Raw genomic sequence first — 19,479 nt, 5'->3', positions numbered from 1 at the left:
ATGCTAGACAAACTGATTACGTTTTCCCTGCAGCAGCGCGTGTTTGTGCTTCTAGCTACCCTGGTGCTGATTATTGCTGGCTACTTTGCCGTGGAGAACATGCCGATTGAGGCCTTCCCCGATGTAGAGGATGTGCATGTAGGCATAGTGACACAGGTGCCGGGGCTGGCACCTGAAGAAGTTGAACGCGTGGTGACGCTACCCATAGAACATGAAATGAGTGGCGTACCGCATCTTTCCCAGATGCGCTCGGTATCCATTACTGGGCTATCTGTCATCACCCTGACCTTCTCCGAGAAAACCGACGATTATTTTGCACGCCAGCAAGTGCTGGAAAGATTGCAGGGCGCAGATTTGCCAGCGCAATACCAGCCTACTCTGGCCCCGCTTTCCACTGCGGTAGGCGAGATTTTCCGTTATCTGGTGGAAGCACCCAAGGATATGCCGCAGCGCGAGATACGTGCGATTCAGGATTGGCAGATTGTGCCCATGCTGCGCACCGTGCCTGGCGTGGCCGATATCACCAGCTTTGGCGGCAGCATCAAGGAATATCAGGTCAGGCTGGACCCTTACCTGCTGAAGAAAAACGATATCACCGTTGACCAGGTCAACCAGGCGCTGAGTGGCAATAGCAGCAATGTAGGCGGTGGCCTGATGCACCGTGGCGACGAAGATTTGGTGGTGCGCGGTATAGGGCTATACAAGAATCTGGATGACATTGCCAATACCGTGATTGATGCGCGTGGCGGCAAACCCATATTGGTCAGCGATATCGGCAAGGTTGAAATCGGTGACCGCACACGCTCAGGCATTGTGGCCTTCAATGACAGGGACGATGTGGTTGAAGGCATTGTCATCATGAACAAGGGCCAGAACCCGGCACGCGTGATTGAAGCCTTGCGCACCAAGGTGGATGAAATCAACGCCAAGTTGCCGCCCGGGGTACGTGTCGCCCCCTTCTATGACCGCACCACGCTGATTGCCCACACAGTGCATACCGTCACCGAAAATCTGGTGGTAGGTGCGCTTCTGGTCGTCACCATCCTGATCGTTTTCCTGCGCAACTGGCGCGCTGCCTTGATTGTGGCTTCGGTGATTCCTTTATCGCTGCTGTTTGCCTTTGTCATCATGGATATACGCGGGGTTTCGGCTAATCTGATCTCGCTGGGCGCGGTGGACTTCGGCATCATCATAGACAGCGCCGTGGTGCTGGTAGAGGCGCTAATGGTGCGGCTGGCCGTGGCGCAAACCGAGCGCCTGCCGCAACAGGCCACCTATGGCTGGCGTCTGCATACCTTGAAGCAGACTGCGGTGGAAATGGGCAGGCCTATATTGTTCTCCAAGGCCATTATCATTCTGGCCTTCCTGCCTATTTTCACTTTCCAGCGCGTAGAGGGCAAAATCTTCTCACCCATGGCGTTCACGCTGAGTTTTGCGCTGCTAGGGGCCATTTTACTGACGCTGACCCTGGTGCCCGCGCTGCTGTCTTACACCATGAAGCGTGAAGATATGGCAGAAAAGCATAGCGGCTGGATGCACAAAGTGCAGGAAGGCTATCGTAGCTTGTTGCTGCGCTGCGCTCCTTTGCGTTGGCCGCTGGCGGGTGCTTCAGTGGTGTTGCTGGTGATTTCTTTGGTGCTGGCACCACGCCTGGGGTCGGAGTTTCTGCCCAAGCTGGATGAAGGCAATATCTGGCTCACCATCAGCCTGCCACCTTCCACCGGGCTGGAAAAAACCAAGGAGGTCGAGCGTCATGTGCGCAAGATTCTCAAGAGCTATCAAGAGGTTAACCTGGTGGTCAGCCATGTTGGCCGCCCCGATGATGGCACCGACCCCAAAGGGCCGAACAATATCGAAATCCTCGCTGACCTCAAGCCCAGGCAAGAGTGGAAATTTGCCAGCAAGGAAGCGCTGATTGAGAGCATCTCAGCCAAGATACACACCATCCCCGGCATTCCCACCAACTTCTCGCAGGTGATACAGGATAGCGTTGAAGAGGCTTTATCCGGCGTTAAGGGTGAGATTTCGGTGAAGATCTTTGGCCCTGACCTGGCCCTGCTGGAAGACAAGGCCGATCAGGTGGTGGATGTGCTCAACAGCATACAAGGTGCCAGCGATGTGGCCGCTATCCGTATTTCGGGTAACTCCGAGCTGGATATCACGCTGGATAGAGCCAAGCTGGCCCGCTACGGCATGACGGTCAACGACGTTAACACCACCCTGCAAACCGCGCTGGCTGGCAGCGCTGCCAACACCTTCTATGATGGGGATAGACGTTTTGATGTCACCCTGCGCCTGGAACGGCAATACCGCGATGGCGTGGATGATATCTCCGAGCTGCCAGTAGCCTGCCTGACGGTGCGGGCACCATCACTGGGAGAAGTGGCAGACATCAGCATCAAACAGGGCGCTTCCCGCGTTAGCCGCGAGGGTGTCTCGCGCATTGTCGCCATCAAGGCCAACCTGATCAATCGCGATCAGGCAGCTTTGTGGCCGAGGCCATGGACAAGGTTAAACAGCAGGTCAAACTGCCGCCCGGCTACACCATGACCTGGGGCGGCCAGTTTGAAAACCAGCAACGCGCCATGAAACGTCTGCAAGTCATTGTGCCTTTGTCCTTGCTGCTGATTTTTGTGCTGCTGTTTATGGCCTTCAAGTCCATACGCAATGCCCTGCTGGTGCTGCTGATGATCCCTTTCACTTTGATAGGTGGCCTGGCGGCGCTGGGGTTGGCGGGGCTGCATCTTTCAGTTTCGGCGGCGGTAGGTTTTATTGCCCTGGCCGGGGTATCGGTACAGAACGGCGTCATTATGGTGGAGCAGATCAAACACCTGATGCGTGAGGGCGAAGATTTATCCAAGGCGGTGATAGAAGGTGCGGTAGCACGCTTGCGCCCTATCATGATGACCGCGCTGATGGCGGGCCTGGGCTTGCTGCCTGCTGCGCTGTCACACAGCATAGGCTCGGAAACCCAGCGCCCGTTTGCCGTGGTGATTGTGGGCGGCCTGGTATCGGCTACCTTGTTTACCCTGCTGTTGCTGCCCTTGCTCTACCCCTACTTCTCGGATGGTGGGCGCAACGACAAGGAATAAGACTTCAGCATCTCATAGGCAAACAAAAAACCCGACCTAGGTCGGGTTTTTGTTTACCTGATATGGCCAAGCCATACTTGCCAGCCATACTTTCCAGTCAAATCTAGGCTGCTAGATTTGCAGCCTAGATTTGAATACGTTGTATCAAACAGCTTGCCTGTGCCGCAATGCCCTCGCCTCGCCCGGTAAAACCCAGCTTTTCCGTGGTGGTGGCTTTGACGTTGACACAGTCCAGCGGCAGGTTGCAATCGCTGGCGATGTTGACGCACATATCATGGATATGCGGTGCCATCTTGGGCGCTTCGGCCATGATGGTGGCATCGATATTATTGATGCTGTAATGCTTAGCCTTGAGCAGCTTCACCACATGACGCAGCAACACGCGCGAATCCGCACCCTTGAAGCGCTCGTCCGTATCCGGGAAGTGCTTGCCTATATCGCCCAGTGCCGCCGCCCCCAACAAGGCATCGCTGATGGCGTGCAGCAACACATCAGCATCGGAATGCCCTTTGAGGCCCTTGGCAAAAGGAATATCCACCCCGCCTATGATGCAAGGACGCCCTTCCACCAATTGATGTACATCAAAACCGCTGCCTATTCTGATCATGCTGAATTCTCCTTGGCATCTGCAAGCAGGATAGCCTCGCTATGGCCAAATCCTGCGGAAAAGTAATCTTGAGATTGCGTAACTCACCCGTCACCAGCCGTGGGCTTAAGCCTAAAGCCTCTACGGCCTGAGCTTCATCAGTGGGCACCCCACCCGCCTGCTGCAAGGCTTGCTTCAACAAGCCATAGCGGAACATCTGCGGTGTTTGCGCCTGCCAGAGTTGCTCACGCGGCTCGGTGCGCGCTACACGCTGCGCCTGATCAGCACGCTTGAGCGTATCTGCGAGCGGAATCGCCAGCAAGCCGCCAGTGTCATCGTCCTGCAAAGTGTCTAGCAGCCGCGTCAAACTGGCCTGGCTCAAGCCTGGGCGTGCGGCGTCATGCACCAGCACCCAATCATCCTCCTGCCACTGCCCAGCCATGGCGTGCAAGCCATTCAGCACAGTTTCTGCCCGGCTGGCCCCACCACAACGGTGCAGACTAACTCGTGGGCTAGTTTCGATATGCAGCTCATCCCACAAGGCATCATCAGCGCTGATGACAACATGAATGGAGTTGATACGGGCGGCAGCTTCAAACACCGCCAGGGTATGCGCAATCAAGGGCTTGCCGAGCAAAGGCAAATACTGCTTGGGTAAGGCAGCCCCCATGCGGCTACCACTCCCGGCAGCAGGAATCAGGACATGAAATGAAGACATGGGCGGGATTTTAGCATGGGCACAGCCGGGCTTGAGGCTGGATCAGCTCATGCCGGGATCAGTGGCGAGGGAATGTGAGCGAAATGCTCAAGCGCTGTTTTCAGACCTGATTGGAAGATACGGGTTCTGGACGCAGCACCAGCCAGATAGCCACTGCCGCCATGGTCAGGCTTACCGCCCATTTGCTCCAAAGTGGCGCAGGCGAAAACCACAGCATGATACTGCTGCACGACATCATAAACACCGCAAAACACTTGGCCTTGCGTGACACCGCACCATTTTCACGCCATTGGCGAATGTGCTGGCCATAGCGTGGATGGTTGAGCAAATAACGCTCAAGCTCTGGCCAGCCCTGCCCGCCTGCCCAGGCCGCTACCAACACGAATGGCACGGTAGGCATGATGGGCAGAAATGCGCCGATAACACCGAGTATCAGGGAGATAACCGCAAGAATGCGCCAGAGTATGGTCTTGGTTTGCTCGAGCATGGAACATCAATGAATGGGAAACACCTGCAAGATACCATGCCAGCCGCTGCCTCAACCAGCTGTCCATGCCACTGCAGTTGCAGGGCATGAACATGTCTTCAAACTCAGAGTGGTTTTAATCCGAGCAAATTGATGCTGGAAGCTGGCAGGGTATTACTCATCCTGCCCTGCCGCCAGATTTGGCGTAGAAGCAATTTTATGGATGGAAAGATCAGCACCATTGAACTCCTCTTCCGCATCGAGTCGCAGGCCGATAAAGAAGCGGATGGCCCCATAGACAGCAAAGCCACCGACCAAGGCCACCGTGATGCCCAGCGCAGTGCCCAACAACTGCGAAACCAGACTGACACCGCCCATGCCACCCAGTGCAGTGGCACCAAAGATACCAGCAGCTACACCACCCCAGGCGCCACAAATCCCGTGCAGCGGCCAGACACCAAGCACATCATCAATCTTCCAGCGGTTTTGTGTCAGTGTGAAAGTCCAGACAAACACCGCACCCGCCACCAAGCCAATGATCAAACCGCCCAAAGGGTTTACCACATCTGAACCTGCGCAGATGGCCACCAGACCAGCCAGCGGGCCGTTGTGCACAAAACCAGGGTCGTTTCTACCTGCCAACAAGGCGGCAAGCGTGCCACCTACCATGGCCATCAGCGAATTCAGCGCCACCAGACCAGTCACCGCATTTACTGTTTGCGCAGACATCACGTTAAAACCAAACCAGCCCACGGTGAGTATCCAGGCACCCAGTGCAAGGAAAGGAATGCTCGAAGGCGGGAAAGCATGCAAACGACCATCCTTGCTATAGCGCCCCAAACGTGGCCCTAGCAGCAGCACTGCCGCCAGCGCAATCCAGCCGCCCATGGCGTGCACGACAACAGAACCCGCAAAGTCATGGTATGGCGCGCCGAATGTGGCTTCCAGCCAGGCTTGTACGCCAAAGTGGCCGTTCCAGCTATGCCTTCAAAGAAGGGATACACCAGACCAACAATGGCAAAAGTGGCTGCCAATTGCGGATTAAAACGCGCGCGCTCAGCAATGCCGCCAGAGATAATCGCCGGAATAGCCGCAGCAAATGTGAGTAAAAAGAAGAACTTGACCAGACCATAGCCGTTTTGCACCGCCAGTGCTTCCGCCCCCTGCATAAAGTGCACGCCGTAGGCCACGCCATAGCCAACAAAGAAATAGGCAATGGTAGACACTGCAAAGTCCACCATGATTTTCACCAGGGCATTCACCTGGTTTTTTCGCCGCACCGTGCCAACCTCAAGAAAGGCAAAGCTGCATGCATGGCAAGCACCATAATGGCGCCCATCAATATAAAAAATACGTCATTTCCTGACTGTAAGTTGTCCATTGCATCTCCTCCATCTAGTTTTATAGCGACAGAGATATAGCAAAAACCACGCCACGACTGATGACTTTGTTTTATAAGGGTTTTATTTGAGCGGAGATTAAGGGATGCACTAAATATGTGCTACACATTGTGCATTGCACTAATTAAGTGCAATTTTGTGTAAAGACTCAGCTAGGTCGCTTGGCGCATTTTTGTAGGATCAATTTCAACTTGTCATTTTGTTACCATAAGTTGCCATGGTGGTTTCCATTGAACTCAAATGGTTACAAGAATGTTGTTGTCATAAGCTCCCGCACCCTTGCACCCCATCCTATTTCGCAGCGATACATCCTATTTGCTTATCACACAGCAAAGGATGGACTTGAAACATTTAAAAATATAAAAGACCGCAATTGCGATCTTTTATATTTGAATTCTTCACTGCATAACAATTGAAGAAAGAATTTAATCCCATTTAAACAACATTCAACTAAGCCATTTCAGAAGAGTTGATATCCATGCGTAAATCACCAAGCCTCTAACAATAAATTTCCACCATAACACTGATTGCTCAGATCCTCTCCAGAGGGCGACCGAAAACCAAATGCTGACGACATAACTAAATACATACAAAGGCGCTAGCAATAATGTTGCACTTGATAATGAATTTGTTGTTTTTAGAATGACGAAAATAATGATGACAAAAACAATTGAAAAAATATCAACGCAAATATCAGATCTAATGGCTTGTACTCTCCATGCCAACCTTTTTTTATTACTTCCACCACTATCTCCTTTCAATATTATTTAGTTTGGTTACACGGACTATGTGATGCTTACCAATAGGATAAGCACATATTCCATTATGCCGAGTGGCCCTTACTCATGCCCAGCGACAAGCTCAACACCCTTAGCCGGGGAGTTGCTAGACTTCTAGTGGTGCCAATAAAGGCAACCAAGCCCGCAGAAAATTCGTTTCGTATTGTGACAAGCATGCTTTCGGCCTTCTGCTCATCAATCAGAACTGAAATGGCGCCATCGTACTTTTCACGCCCGAACTCTCTGGTGGAGTACGGTCTTACTTCCGCCCCCCATTAGAGCTGCATCTATCTAAGACAATAAGTGAGCGGCTTCAAAAAGGGTAGCTACCATTTCAAGCGATGAATACCTATACCCAATATCAGAATACCAGTCGGCTCTCGTGCCAGTCGACCAATGATCGCCTGATCAGCTAGAAATTGAGCTGCCCCCAGAAGCACGCGCAATGCATCAAGGAGGCGGTTTTTTATTTAAAAGCCAGTCGTAGCGGGCTTTATGGTAAACCGTAAGGTTGCGTAATGTGTGATTGAGGGGAGGTGCTGAGGGGACTCCCCCGCGTGCGCCGCATACTAGCGCTTTCTGCGGAGGGGTTGTACTAAGGCGGATTCTTCCGCGGCACAGATGAAACACTATCAGGATAAGGACGAGATGCGGCCGACGCCAACTTAAGAAACTTGCGCGGCAAGTGCAAGAACCATGGCACCATAGACAGGAGTAATCGCCAGTAGTACTTGCTCTCCCTTGGCAATACTATTCATGACCGATCGAATCACCGGCTCAAATGGAATTGGATCTACCTTCTCCCCGGGAGTAGTTAGCATCTCAACAGCCCATCCCATATCGTCCTCGCTGCATGTGAAGTCATACACGTCAACCTTCTCAACAATGTTTTGCTCACGCATTTCATGAATAAGCATTCGGTCTAATCCGTCTACCGCCATAAGGCAGTCGGCACCACTTGAGAGAACAAACGCTAACTCAACCCGTTTCTCTTTTTCGTAGCACCGTATTGACGTTAGATGGCTATCGACAAACTTTGCATAGTCTGACATTGCGCAGTCCCCTTTATTGATATCCGTTTTATTGATTAGTATACCTACGCGAGTATTTCGCTCTAACCTCCGTTAGCGAGGGTGCGCCATTCAGCACGAACAGCTTATCCGCCATGGCAACAATGTCGGGATTCCATTCATTGGAATACTCGATGCAGTCATTAATCGCCATCTCAAGCCCGCGCTTTGCCTGCAAGCGTGACTGCTTTTCCAGCCTTTCCAGCACGATAAGAGGATGACTTTCTGGGCGATGAGATGGCTTGACCATGCAAAATTCATAGAATAAGCCCATGAATTTTTTTAGGCCCTCATATTCCACATCTTTCATTTATTTGCTCCCAAGTACAGATTTTTTCAGGATCAGAAATACTGAACTCACTAGTTACCTTGCCAATATGTCTGCCAAAATAATCAGGGAAAATTGAAGAGCGCGTGATTAATTGTCCCGCCCATAGTAAGACCTATATCCCCAAAGAAAGCAAATAAAAAGTACTCCAAGGAGTGCTTTTGATTACGTCCAAACCTGATTCTTTTCCAGCGAAATTCTAACAACTTTATCCCAAAGCACTGATTTTAAATCAAGCGCTACGTCAAACTTCCTACCTCCCTACAGTAAGCAATAAAAAAGCACTCCAAAGAGTGCTTTTTATTTACGGCGCAGCGCGATTAGTTACCAGCGATAAGTCGCTGAAACCACCGCCTTGCGCGGCTCGCCATAGAAGCAGCCGTAGGTGCAGCTGGCAATATAGGTTTTGTCCGTCAGGTTGGTGATGTTCAAGGCCAATCTCCAAGCGCCTGTGGTGTAGCTTGCCATGGCATCCAGCAAGGTGAAGGACGGTACGCTTACAGCGCTGCCCTGCCCCATGCCGCGGGTTTCGTCTACATAGCGCACACCCGCACCTATTTTCAAATCAGGCAGTGCAAAAGCCGCCAGGCTGTAGTCACCCCATAGAGAAAGCTGGTTAAACGGCACACTATCCAGGCGCTGCCCTTCTTGCGCTGGCTGCAATGGGCTGGCCTGCAGGGTGCGCGCATCGGTGTAGGCATACGCGGCTATCAGGTTGGCATGCTGGCCAACACGTGTACGCGCCTCAAGCTCCAGGCCTTTGGATCTCGCCTTGCCCGTCTGCATGGAAAAATCGGTATCCACAGGGTCAGTCACGGTAACGTTTTCACGCGTCAGCTGATACACCGCAGCGGACAGCAAGGTTTCCGAGCCGCTGGGTTGATAGCGCACCCCCACCTCTATCTGTTTGCCTTCGGTAGGCTTGAAACGGCTGCCAGTGCGGTCAGTACCTGTGGTGGGTTCAAACGATTCGCTGTAACTGATAAAGGGCGCTAGGCCATTGTCTGCCAGGTACACCAGGCCTGCGCGTCCAGTGAAGGCGTAGCTTTTTTCATCGTCTGCCCATTTTTCACCCGTAAACAAGGCCTTGCCATCTTCGCGCACGGTGTCATAACGCCCGCCCAGCAGCACTACCCATTTTTCGGCTATCTTCATTTGGTCTTGCACATAAACGCCCAGGCGGCGGGTTTTGGTAATGCCTGAATTGCCCGCAGGGACAGCATCACTTAAAGCACCGCCATACACAGGCGCATAAAGATCAAGCGCCACGCCATCGCGGTTATAGCGTTTATCCTGGTGCCGCAGTGTGGCAACATCCACGCCTAGCAGCGCAGTGTGCTGCACGCCACCCTGGGTAAATTGGTATTGCAATGAGGTATCGGCAGTCACCGCCGATGACTTATCTTCACGGTCTTGCGCGCCACGGAAAAGTGACGTTCTTTGATCACTCTGCAATTGCCAGATATCCGCAGCGTTGTATTCATTTTGCGCATGGTAGTAGCGCACATTGTTTCTCAGCTTGAGCTGATCACTAAAGGCATGCTCAAACAAATAACCCACTGAGTAACGCTTGATGTTGAACTTGTCATAACCAGGCTCACCGGGGAAGAAATCACGTTTTATCCTGCCATTGGGGTTGGGCAACACAGTGCCGGAGCCAGGCAGGCCATAGACATAGCGCGTTTTGTCTTCTTGATATTCACTCAGCAAGGTGAGGGAAGTATTGGCACTCGGTTGCCACTTGAGTGCAGGGGCAATGTAGCTGCGGTCATCCGGCACGTAATCCACAAAGGTGCTGCTATGGCGCTTTAAGAAGGTGAGGCGATACGACCACTCACCCTCTTTATCCAGTGCGCCGCCAAAATCACCCCCCACCTGCTTGCGATCAAAACTACCCAATTGAAAGTTCAACTCGCGCAAAGGCTCCAGCGTCGGGCGCTTGCTCACGGTGTTGATAATCCCACCCGGCCCGGCGCTGCCATAAAGCACAGATGCCGCGCCTTTCAGCAGCTCAATCCGTTCCAGGCCATAGGTTTCCTGCCGCCCGTTGTAGATATTGACGGTGTATAAACTGCCATCTCTATAGGTGCTGCCGACATTGGTGCGAAAGCCACGCAAAAAGAAGCTATCTGTGGTGCGGTCCAGGCCCTCTGCCCGGCTCACGCCAGCGGCATAGCTCAGCGCATCTTGCAGGCTTTGTACGCCCAGGGTCTGCATTTCTTGCTGGCCTATCACGGTAATCGATTGCGGGGTTTCCAAGATGGGGGTATCGGTTTTGGTGCCTGTGGCACTGCGCTTGGCCACATAGCCTTTCACCGCACTCACGGCAGTTTCATCACTGCCGCGCTGTCCTCGCACGGCAATCTCTGGCAGTGCCGATGCCTCATGCGGCTGATTGGTCATGAGCTTGGCTTTTTGCAAGGTAAACACGCCCTCGCCCGTTTCAATCACTTCCAGGCCAGAGCCAGCCAGCACGGCATCAAAACCCTGCCGCACCGAGTATCTGCCCTTCAAACCTGCGCTATTCAGGCCGTTGGTCTGCGCGGTGCTGAACGACAAAGTCACCCCGGCCGTGGCGGCAAACTGGTTGAGCACCGTGGTGAGGCTGCCTGGGTTGATATCAAACGCACGCGCCTGTGTGGACGCGGCCTCTGCCGCCAGCACTGGGCTGGCATGCATGCTGAACGCACCTGCCACGGCCAGCACCAGCGGCAAGGCCTTGAATAGTTTGGATGGATATTTCATACACTCCCCTTGAATAGAATTATGGTGTCTACTCAGGGGGCCGATTGAAGCCAAAAAAGATGAAAAATTTGGCGTAAATATTTTATGTGCTGATCAAAACCGGGTGATTCAAACGCCCTGCACACTCACCCAATAGCGCGTGGTTTTAACCACCTTCAGCCGGAAAGACTGGCGCAAGGCAAGCAAGGCCCTGTCGGTATCATGCACAGGATAAACGCCAGAAACCTTCAATGCCGCCACTGCCGGGTCACAACGCAACCAGCCACTACGGTAACGCGCCAGTTCTGCCACCAGCTCAGCCAGGGGCCAATCCACCGCAATAATCTGGCCTTGTTGCCAGGCGGCAATATTGGCATCCACCGGGGCAATTTCCCCCACTTGCCCATGCCGGATAACAACCTGCTGCCCGGCCTCCAGCCTGGTAGCGCTCAAAGCATGGTCTAAACGTATCTCCACCGCATGCTCCAGCACCGCCACCAGGGTGGCATCTGCCAGCTTGCGCACAATAAAGCGCGTGCCTAATGCCTGAATACGCGCGTGCTCGGTCACTACATAAAAAGCCCGCCTCGCCGCATGCTCCTTGGCGGTTTGCACCAAAATCTCACCCTCATGCAAGCTCAGCATTCGCGCCTGATTATCGTAATGCACATCCAGTGCCGTGGCCGTGTTCAGCCACACCTGCGAACCATCCGCCAGGCGCACCTCGCGCTGCTCGCCCGTGCCTGTACGGTATTGCGCCAGCCAGTTTGACCATGGGTGTTCACGCACCAGGCCATAAGCCAAGCCCGAGCCTATGCCCAGCACGGCAATGCCCTTGAGTAAGGAGCGCCTATCCTGCGAAACCCCTTGCAGCGTAGGCAGGCTGATGGCGGCAGGCACGCGCTGCAAGGATTGTTGCAGCCCTTGCAACCTGGCCCAGGCTTGCTGGTGATCAATATCAGCCTCATACCAGGCGCGCCATTGCGCGTGCTCAATCTCACTTGCTTCGCCCGAACTTAAGCGCACATACCAGCCTATGGCCTGGCTACGTATTTGAGAGGCCTGCGTCATGGTGCTTCCATCAGGTCGTAACAGTGCGCCAGCGCCGTGGTCATGTAATTGCTGACACTGCGCTTGGTCACCTGCAAGCTGAGGGCAATCTCGGCATAAGTCAGGCCTTCCAGCTGAGAAAGCAAAAATGCCTGCCGCACCTTGCTTAAGCCCATCCAGCATGCGGTCTATCTGCAGCAAAGCTTCCCACATCAAGGCACGCTCTTCCATGGAGGGCAAGCTCGCCTGCGGCAGAGTGGACAACACGTCCAGATAAGCCCGCTCCAGTGCCTGTTTGCGGAACAAATCAAACACCAGACCTTTGGCTATTGTCGCCAGATAGTCGCGAGGCTCGCGTATCTCCGCCGCATTACGCGCCGCAATGATGCGCAAAAAAGTATCATGCGCCAGCTCTGACGCCTGCTCGCGACAGCCCAGCTTACGCCGCAACCAGCCCCGCAGCCATTGATGGTGCGTGGCATAGAGCGTATCAACTGACTGTGGAGTAAGCGTGCTTTCCTGGGAGAGCATTTCCTGGGAGACCATGACGAGTGAATATAAAAATGATTCTCATTTTAAGAGATTGCTGGATGTCATGGCAAATACTAGGGGCTTACGTGTTGCGTCTGGGTCCAATACTGATGATCGAGATTGCCCGCGATGGTGATAATACCGACTACGTCATGCCTGCGCGCGGCAACCAGCGTGGCCACAGCACCTCCGCCTGAATACCCAACCAGGCTGATGTTTTGCGCGTGATATTTGGCTTTTAATAGATTGACCACTTCATTGGTGGATTGGATAAGTAAAATCGATTAAATACAACATGGTCACACTGCCATGCCTAAATCAGCCTGATGTGCCCATGTGATAGCTAATCCTGTTGCAGTTGCCCTTGATGGCCTGGCCGAGGTATCGGCGCTACTGATTAGCAATGCCATGAGGGTGCGTAAGCTACAAGGCTTTCTCCTGATCAAGACTGAGAGAGAATGACTGGGGTGGGCTGCGGTGCTGAACAAATGTTGCCAGAATCACCATATCCATGATCTAAATAGAAAAATTACCCAGGGGATTAACACCACATGCAAAACCCGCTCAGCCGATTTTCATGCAAATGTCTGTTTTTCTTTGTCTTGGCTTTCATAGCCACGGCTGCCATAGCAGATGGTGTTGGCATAATTCGCCAGAGCAATACCACTAGTGAATTGCATTCGATTGCATTCACTCCCGATGGCCAGCGGGGTTGGGCCGTAGGCTTTAACGGCAGCATTATCACCACAACTGATGGCGGACAGACGTGGACGCCACAATCCAGTGGCACCAACAATGAACTGCAATCTGTGTTTTTCACCGCAAATGGTCAGCACGGTTGGGTGGTGGGCTTTGGCGGCACCATCCTTGCCACGCGTAATGGGGGTGCAAGCTGGTCACAGCAAAACAGTGGCACATCCAATGAACTGGCATCCGTGTTTTTCACCCCTGCTGGGCGCACAGGCTGGGCGGTGGGCTTTAATGGCACTATTCTGGCAACACATGACGGCGGCCTATCCTGGAAGCCGCAAGAGAGTGGCAGCAACAATGCCCTCAATAGTGTGAGTTTCAGCCCGGATGGCAAGCATGGCTATATTGTGGGTTTTGGCGGGCTCATATTGGCCACGTCAGATGGCGGTGCCAAATGGAACAGGCAGGAAAGCGGCACCAGCAACGAGCTCAACTCGGTGAGCCTGGCTAAAGCGGGCCAATCTGCCTGGGCGGCTGGGTTTGGCGGTGTGATTGTCACCACCGCAAATGCTGGCCGTAGCTGGCGCATGCTTGCTACAGACAGCCACAATGAACTCAACGCCATTAGCTTTAGCGCTGATGGGCAAACTGGCTGGGCGGTGGGCTTTAATGGCAGCATACTAACTAGCCATAATGGCGGTGAAACCTGGCGCGCGTTGAGTAGTGGCACCGCAAATGAGCTTAATGCAATTTGTACAACTCACAGTGGAAAGCATGCCTGGTCAGCAGGTTTTGGTGGCGTCATCATCCAGCATTAAAGCCTGCATGCCTGGCCGCGCCGCTGATTTCAAGCAGCACTCTTAATCAATATGGATAAACATTGAAACCACATTATTTTTTAATGCTTTGCTCATTAACCATACTCAGCCTGGCAGTTTCTGCCTGCAGTACAAAAGCAGGCTATGAAGGTGTTAAAGAAGGCGCACGCAACCAATGCCGCACTCAGCCGCCGGGTGAAATTCAGTCCTGTTTGGATAGGCTGAATACCCAGACTTATGAAGAATATGAAAAGGCGCGAGCCAAGTAATGTCTGCATGAGCGCTTGAGGTCGTGCCTCAGGCTTGTAAAGAAAGACATTGCCGGAGTGGCAATGTCTTTTTCAAACGTTCATGGTGATCAGCGAAGCTTAAGCAGGCTGATCACATCACCATTCCCATCACGTCAACATCGCCAATATGTTCTGTGGCCTATTTCCACTCTGAGGAAGAACCCGCCCATAGATCAATCCCTCCCTCTTGTGCCAGCCCATCAATTTCTGCCAACTCTGCACTGCTGAATGCCAAGTTTTGCAGCGCCGCGACATTTTCGCGTATCTGCTGACTATTACTGGCACCTATCAGGGTGGAGGTAATGCGCTCATCCCTGAGCACCCAGGCCAGGGCCATCTGTGCCAGCGATTGGCCGCGGCGCAGGGCAATCTCGTTCAGCCCACGGATACGTTTAAGGTTGGCCTCGCTCAAATGGCCGGGCTGTATGGAGTTGCCGCCTGGACGGTTGATACGTGCATCTTGCGGAATCCCCGACAGGTATTTATCTGACAACAAGCCCTGCGCCAAGGCGGTGAAGGTGATGCAGCCCATGCCTTCGGCTTGCAGGGTATTGAGCAAATCGCGCTCTATCCAGCGATTGAGCAGGTTGTAGGAAGGCTGATGTATCAGGCAGGGGATTTTCCATTCACGCAGCAAGTTGGAGGCTTCCAGGGTTTTGGCTGGGGAATAAGAAGATATACCGACATACAGCGCCTTGCCCTGCTGCACCGCAGTCGCCAATGCGCCCATGGTTTCTTCCAGCGGGGTTTCGGCATCGTAGCGATGGGAATAAAAGATATCGAAATAATCCAGCCCCATGCGTTGCAAGCTTTGATCCAGACTGGCCAGCAGGTATTTACGCGAGCCGCCGCCCTGGCCATAAGGGCCAGGCCACATATCCCACCCCGCCTTGGTAGAGATAATGAGTTCATCACGATAGGGCTTGAAATCCTGGCGGTAAAGCTGACCGAAATTGGCTTCAGCACTGCCATAGGGCGGGCCATAGTTGTTGGCCAGATCAAAATGGGTAATGCCCAGATCAAACGCTGTGCGCAGCATGTCGCGCTGCACGGCTATCGGCGTGTTATCGCCAAAATTGTGCCAAAGCCTAGTGACAATAGCGGCAGTTTCAAACCGCTCTTGCCACAGCGGCGGTAAGGCATTGCATCATAACGTTGCGGATTTGCTTGGTAAGTCATGTCTGATTCCTGAGTACTCATAGTTAATGGCTAATTGTGGTTTTTCTGAGCCGCCAGCACGTGTTCAGGCGCTCTCTCGCTGTATCAATTCACAGTCCAGCAGGTTGAGGTGTGGAATCTCGCCTTCAATTTCCACCTCGCCCAGCGCCTGCAATATGCGTAAGGCAGCAACCTCGCCTATTTCCCGCGCAGGCGGGCGTATGGTGGTGAGGCTGGGCAGCAATAGTTCTGAAAAAGCATAGTTACCAAAGCCGAAAATCGCACCATCCTGGGGGAAGCGCATGCCCGCCCTTAGCCCTGCCAGCATGCCACCAGCGGCTAGGTTGTCATTGGCAAAAATTACCGCTTCGGCAGGCTGTTTACGCTGCAGTAATGAGTTAATGGCCTGACGCCCAGCCTCAAACGGGTCGGCCTCAGTCGGCACAAATACCCACGGCTCCAGCCCCTGCTCTGTCATGCGCGCCATATATCCATCGCGTCTATCCAGTGCGCTCAAGTCACCCACCAGGCTGTTCTGTACAAAGGCAATGCGTCTATGGCCTTTGCCATGCAGATACTCCACTGCCTGACGGCCTACCTCAAGGTGGGAGAAACCCACCTGCAAGGGCTGGCGCTCTGGGGCATAGTCCCAGGTTTCTACTATGGGTATCCCCGCCTTGGCAATCAGCCTTTCTGTGCCTGCGGAATGGTATTGGCTGGTGAGTACCAGGGCCGCAGGTGACCAGCCGAGGAAAGCGCGTACCGCATCTTCTTCTTTCTCAACCGAGAAATAGCTAGAGGCCAGCAGCAACTGGTAACCATGACGGTTGAGCACATCACTAAAGCTCTGGATGGTGTTGGCAAAGATAGGCCCGGAGATATTGGGAATCACCATGGCGACAATGCGCCCCCGGGTTGAGGCCAGCCCGCCCGCCGCCTGATTGGGCAGATAGTCCAGGGTTTGCACCGCCTCGGCGATGCGCAGGCGTAATGCCTCAGACACAACGTCCGGCTGTTTGAAATAGCGCGATACCGTAATGGAAGACACGCCAGCCAACTTCGCCACGTCATGCACCGTGGCCCTGCCCAGGCCTTTACGCTTGCCTGACATTTTGCCGCTTCGCTTTTTTCATATAAGCAATCTCATATAACCAATTTCTATATTTATTTTTAATTTAATTCTTTGACAGCATACCAAGACTGCTTGAATATCTCGCCAATGTTACCGGTAACATCGTTGAGATTATCAGTGTTTATTCAAAATTCAAAACATTTATTGCGCACCATTTTTTGGCCTAGGTCTTGGCCTACTGCTTTGGCTTTTGGCGAGCAGAAATCGTGGTTTATTCGCCAGCTTGGTCGCGCCTGATGGTAGCGCTCAGCTTGCAGCGTTTGGGCAAACGTTTTGCCCAAAACACCATACTCAACGATATCAATCTCGATATCGCCAGCGGCGAGTTTATTGTGCTGGTGGGGCCATCTGGCTGCGGCAAATCTACTCTACTGCGCATATTGGCTGGGCTGGAACATGCGGATGATGGCCAGGTGATTCTCAATGGCCGCAGCATCAACCGCCTGCCCCCGCGCGAGCGCAATATTGCCCTGGTGTTTCAGGATTACGCCTTATATCCGCACAAAACCGTGTACGACAATCTGGCCTTTGGCCTCAGCATACGCGGCACGCCCAAGGCAGAGATTGCCGAAAAAGTCACCGCTGTTGCCGAGATGCTGCAACTGACGCCCTTGCTGCAACGCAAGCCTGCTGCCCTTTCTGGTGGCCAGCGCCAGCGGGTGGCCATAGGCCGCGCCCTGGTGCGCGAGGCGCAACTGTTTCTGTTTGACGAGCCACTCTCCAACCTCGATGCCAAGCTGCGCACCGAAATGCGCATGGAGATCAAACGTCTGCACCAGCGCCTGGGCAAGACCATGGTCTATGTCACGCACGATCAGGTTGAAGCCATGACCCTGGCAGACCGGATTGCGGTAATCAATCACGGGCGCATAGAGCAGCTGGGCACGCCCGCGCAGATTTACCAAACCCCGGCCACCCTGTTTGTGGCAGGTTTTATGGGTGCGCCCCCCATGAACTTGTTGCGCCTGCCAGTGCAATGGTCTGTGGATCAAGCCCATGCCTATATTGCGGGGCAGGTGATTGCGGTGCAGCACCTGGCAGCGCAGCAAGGCCAATCCCTCACCCTGGCATACGCCCAGAACATATCACCATCAGCGACTCGGCAGATAACAACTCAACAGATGACGACTCAACCGACAATAACCGCGCAGACACCCTGATACTCAATGCCGTGGTTGATCTGCTGGAACCTCTGGGTGCAGAGACCATTGCCACGCTGCGCCTGCAACAGCCCACCGCCAATCTGGCCCCCTACAGCGTGCAGGCACGTATTCCCGGCCAGCAAGTCCTGCACACCGGGCAAAAAGTGCAGCTCCGCATTGCCCATCAGCAACTGCACTGGTTCGATAGCGAAAGCGGCTTGCGCCTGGAGTCAGCACTATGAGCATGCTGCCAAGGTTATGGTCAGCACCAGGCATCAAAACCATGTTGCTGGCCAGCTTGCTGGCGCTGGCCCTGCCCGCCCACGCGGAAACCGTGCTGCGCGTATTCATAGGCGGCGCGGCACAGCGCCCTGACCTGTTCCGTACCCTCGCAGATCGCTATGAGGCCAGCCACCCCGGCATACGCATAGAAATAGGCAGCGGTGCTGCCACCTCTGAATTGCAGCGTAAATATCTCTCTGTGCTGCTCAACGCCCACGACGACAGCTTTGATGCCTTGATGCTGGATATCGTCAATCCGCACCAGTTTGCCGCCGCAGGCTGGATAGCGCCGCTGGAGCCCTATTTACCTGCAGAAAAACACAGGCTGCTAGAGGATGGCCTGCCGATTTATCAGCACACCAACTTGATCAAGGGCCAACTCTACACCCTGCCCGCCGTCACCGATGCCATGTTTATGTATTACCGCAAGGACTTGCTGGCCAAGCACGGCATAGCCGCGCCGCAAACCTGGCAGCAACTGGCCGCGGCCGCCCGCACCATTACGCAGGCTGAGCAACAAGCAGGCTTGCAGGGTCTTTCCATTCAGGGCGCGCCAATTGAAGGCACGGTATGCAGTTTTTTGATTCCCTACTGGAGTCAGGGCAAGGATATTCTCGATAGCAATGGCAAGCTGGCACTAGACCGCCCTGCCGCGCTCAAGGCCTTGCAGCTTTGGCAGGGGCTGCAACAGCAAAACATCATTCCGCGCCATGTAGCCGAGGTAAAAACCGCAGATACCGTCAATACCTTCAAGGCTGGCAACGCCGTATTTGCCATCAACTGGGGCTTTGCCTGGGGCGTGTTCCAGAACGACAAGGACTCGCGCGTCAAAGGCAAGGTAGGCATGGTGCGCATGCCTGCGCTGGCAGACGGCCAGCATGCCACCTGCTGGGTGGCTGGCAGTGGGCGATGTCCAACTATTCCAGGCACAAGGCGCAAACCGCAGATTTCCTGCGTTATCTCGCCTCGCCCGAGAGCATTCGTTACATCACGGTACAAGGCGCGCTGCTGCCGCCTTATCTCTCGCTGTACAACGATCAAGAAGTACTTGCCGTCATGCCCTGGCTGCAAGAGGCCAAGCCTGCATTGCTGGCGGCCAAATCCCGCCCCCTCACACCGCGTTACGCCCAGGTCTCTGATGTGCTGCGCATCTCAACCTCTGCCGTGCTGGCCGGGTCATTAAGCTCCGATGAAGGCCTTGAAGATATTTCGCGCCGCCTGCA

At 53.9% G+C, this 19,479-nt stretch carries 14 protein-coding genes and 2 pseudogenes; 6 read left to right on the top strand and 10 right to left on the bottom strand.

Going from position 1 to position 19,479, the window contains the following annotated elements:
• Positions 1–3,092: pseudogene (locus JCM2850_RS16325) on the top strand (efflux RND transporter permease subunit).
• 124 nt (positions 3,093–3,216) lie between these two features.
• Here the strand turns inward: JCM2850_RS16325 and ispF are convergent.
• The 8 genes and pseudogenes from ispF to JCM2850_RS20805 form a co-directional block, all read right to left on the bottom strand.
• Positions 3,217–3,699: a 2-C-methyl-D-erythritol 2,4-cyclodiphosphate synthase gene (ispF, locus tag JCM2850_RS01440; RefSeq protein ID WP_025869504.1), complete on the bottom strand. Its 483-nt coding sequence runs from the start codon at positions 3,697–3,699 to the stop codon at positions 3,217–3,219.
• Positions 3,674–4,396, bottom strand: coding sequence for a 2-C-methyl-D-erythritol 4-phosphate cytidylyltransferase (ispD, locus tag JCM2850_RS01435; RefSeq protein ID WP_025869503.1), 723 nt, complete (start codon positions 4,394–4,396; stop codon positions 3,674–3,676). The genes ispF and ispD overlap by 26 nt, the downstream gene beginning before the upstream one ends.
• 100 nt (positions 4,397–4,496) lie before the next feature.
• On the bottom strand, positions 4,497–4,883 hold the full coding sequence (locus JCM2850_RS01430) for a YbaN family protein (protein ID WP_036265345.1): 387 nt from the start codon (positions 4,881–4,883) through the stop codon (positions 4,497–4,499).
• Between the two features lie 153 nt (positions 4,884–5,036).
• A pseudogene (locus JCM2850_RS16320) lies at positions 5,037–6,243 on the bottom strand (ammonium transporter).
• Between the two features lie 1,463 nt (positions 6,244–7,706).
• Positions 7,707–8,093: a hypothetical protein gene (locus JCM2850_RS01420; protein ID WP_025869501.1), complete on the bottom strand. Its 387-nt coding sequence runs from the start codon at positions 8,091–8,093 to the stop codon at positions 7,707–7,709.
• Between the two features lie 28 nt (positions 8,094–8,121).
• Positions 8,122–8,421, bottom strand: coding sequence for a hypothetical protein (locus tag JCM2850_RS01415; protein ID WP_148301160.1), 300 nt, complete (start codon positions 8,419–8,421; stop codon positions 8,122–8,124).
• A gap of 342 nt (positions 8,422–8,763) precedes the next feature.
• Entirely contained in the window at positions 8,764–11,184 is a 2,421-nt protein-coding gene (locus tag JCM2850_RS01410) for a TonB-dependent siderophore receptor (protein WP_025869499.1), read from the bottom strand.
• 108 nt (positions 11,185–11,292) lie between these two features.
• Positions 11,293–12,759 (bottom strand): FecR domain-containing protein, encoded by a 1,467-nt coding sequence (locus JCM2850_RS20805; RefSeq protein WP_025869498.1) that lies wholly within the window; start codon positions 12,757–12,759, stop codon positions 11,293–11,295.
• Positions 12,760–12,803: 44 nt separating this feature from the next.
• Between JCM2850_RS20805 and JCM2850_RS21535 the strand changes: the two genes are divergently transcribed.
• Both JCM2850_RS21535 and JCM2850_RS01390 read left to right on the top strand, forming a co-directional pair.
• The gene (locus tag JCM2850_RS21535) at positions 12,804–12,941 is read left to right on the top strand and encodes a hypothetical protein (protein WP_159105108.1); all 138 of its coding nucleotides are present in this window, start codon (positions 12,804–12,806) and stop codon (positions 12,939–12,941) included.
• 354 nt (positions 12,942–13,295) lie between these two features.
• Positions 13,296–14,252: a YCF48-related protein gene (locus tag JCM2850_RS01390; RefSeq protein WP_036265343.1), complete on the top strand. Its 957-nt coding sequence runs from the start codon at positions 13,296–13,298 to the stop codon at positions 14,250–14,252.
• Positions 14,253–14,681: 429 nt separating this feature from the next.
• Here the strand turns inward: JCM2850_RS01390 and mgrA are convergent, their stop codons facing one another.
• Both mgrA and JCM2850_RS01375 read right to left on the bottom strand, forming a co-directional pair.
• The gene (mgrA, locus tag JCM2850_RS16310; protein ID WP_305079946.1) at positions 14,682–15,593 is read right to left on the bottom strand and encodes an L-glyceraldehyde 3-phosphate reductase; all 912 of its coding nucleotides are present in this window, start codon (positions 15,591–15,593) and stop codon (positions 14,682–14,684) included.
• A 192-nt stretch (positions 15,594–15,785) separates the two neighbouring features.
• Positions 15,786–16,811 carry a LacI family DNA-binding transcriptional regulator gene (locus JCM2850_RS01375; RefSeq protein ID WP_025869495.1) on the bottom strand — a complete coding sequence of 342 codons (1,026 nt, stop codon included), beginning with the start codon at positions 16,809–16,811 and terminating at the stop codon, positions 15,786–15,788.
• Positions 16,812–17,038: 227 nt separating this feature from the next.
• On the opposite strand from JCM2850_RS01375, the gene JCM2850_RS16305 reads away from it, so the two are divergent.
• Genes JCM2850_RS16305 through JCM2850_RS16300 form a run of 3 tightly spaced genes read left to right on the top strand, consistent with a single transcriptional unit; the run spans position 17,039 to position 19,439 of the window.
• Entirely contained in the window at positions 17,039–17,992 is a 954-nt protein-coding gene (locus JCM2850_RS16305) for an ABC transporter ATP-binding protein (protein WP_199898224.1), read from the top strand.
• Entirely contained in the window at positions 17,887–18,216 is a 330-nt protein-coding gene (locus tag JCM2850_RS22225) for a TOBE domain-containing protein (protein WP_234406072.1), read from the top strand. Before JCM2850_RS16305 ends, JCM2850_RS22225 begins: the two co-directional genes overlap by 106 nt.
• Positions 18,213–19,439: an extracellular solute-binding protein gene (locus tag JCM2850_RS16300; RefSeq protein WP_051525216.1), complete on the top strand. Its 1,227-nt coding sequence runs from the start codon at positions 18,213–18,215 to the stop codon at positions 19,437–19,439. Before JCM2850_RS22225 ends, JCM2850_RS16300 begins: the two co-directional genes overlap by 4 nt.
• Positions 19,440–19,479 lie beyond the last annotated feature (40 nt).

This window comes from Methylobacillus glycogenes JCM 2850, assembly GCF_000617925.1.
GTDB lineage: Bacteria > Pseudomonadota > Gammaproteobacteria > Burkholderiales > Methylophilaceae > Methylobacillus > Methylobacillus glycogenes.
Note: the sequence above shows the minus strand (reverse complement) of the source record. Positions and strands in the feature narration are given on the sequence as shown.

Coding starts and splice junctions, on each gene's coding strand:
- JCM2850_RS01410 (WP_025869499.1), bottom strand. CDS start 11,184: ATGAAATATCCATCCAAACTATTCAAGGCCTTGCCGCTGGTGCTGGCC.
- JCM2850_RS20805 (WP_025869498.1), bottom strand. CDS start 12,759: ATGGTCTCCCAGGAAATGCTCTCCCAGGAAAGCACGCTTACTCCACAG.
- ispD (WP_025869503.1), bottom strand. CDS start 4,396: ATGTCTTCATTTCATGTCCTGATTCCTGCTGCCGGGAGTGGTAGCCGC.
- JCM2850_RS01420 (WP_025869501.1), bottom strand. CDS start 8,093: ATGTCAGACTATGCAAAGTTTGTCGATAGCCATCTAACGTCAATACGG.
- JCM2850_RS01430 (WP_036265345.1), bottom strand. CDS start 4,883: ATGCTCGAGCAAACCAAGACCATACTCTGGCGCATTCTTGCGGTTATC.
- ispF (WP_025869504.1), bottom strand. CDS start 3,699: ATGATCAGAATAGGCAGCGGTTTTGATGTACATCAATTGGTGGAAGGG.
- JCM2850_RS01390 (WP_036265343.1), top strand. CDS start 13,296: ATGCAAAACCCGCTCAGCCGATTTTCATGCAAATGTCTGTTTTTCTTT.
- JCM2850_RS01375 (WP_025869495.1), bottom strand. CDS start 16,811: ATGTCAGGCAAGCGTAAAGGCCTGGGCAGGGCCACGGTGCATGACGTG.
- JCM2850_RS16300 (WP_051525216.1), top strand. CDS start 18,213: ATGAGCATGCTGCCAAGGTTATGGTCAGCACCAGGCATCAAAACCATG.
- JCM2850_RS21535 (WP_159105108.1), top strand. CDS start 12,804: ATGTCATGGCAAATACTAGGGGCTTACGTGTTGCGTCTGGGTCCAATA.
- JCM2850_RS01415 (WP_148301160.1), bottom strand. CDS start 8,421: ATGAAAGATGTGGAATATGAGGGCCTAAAAAAATTCATGGGCTTATTC.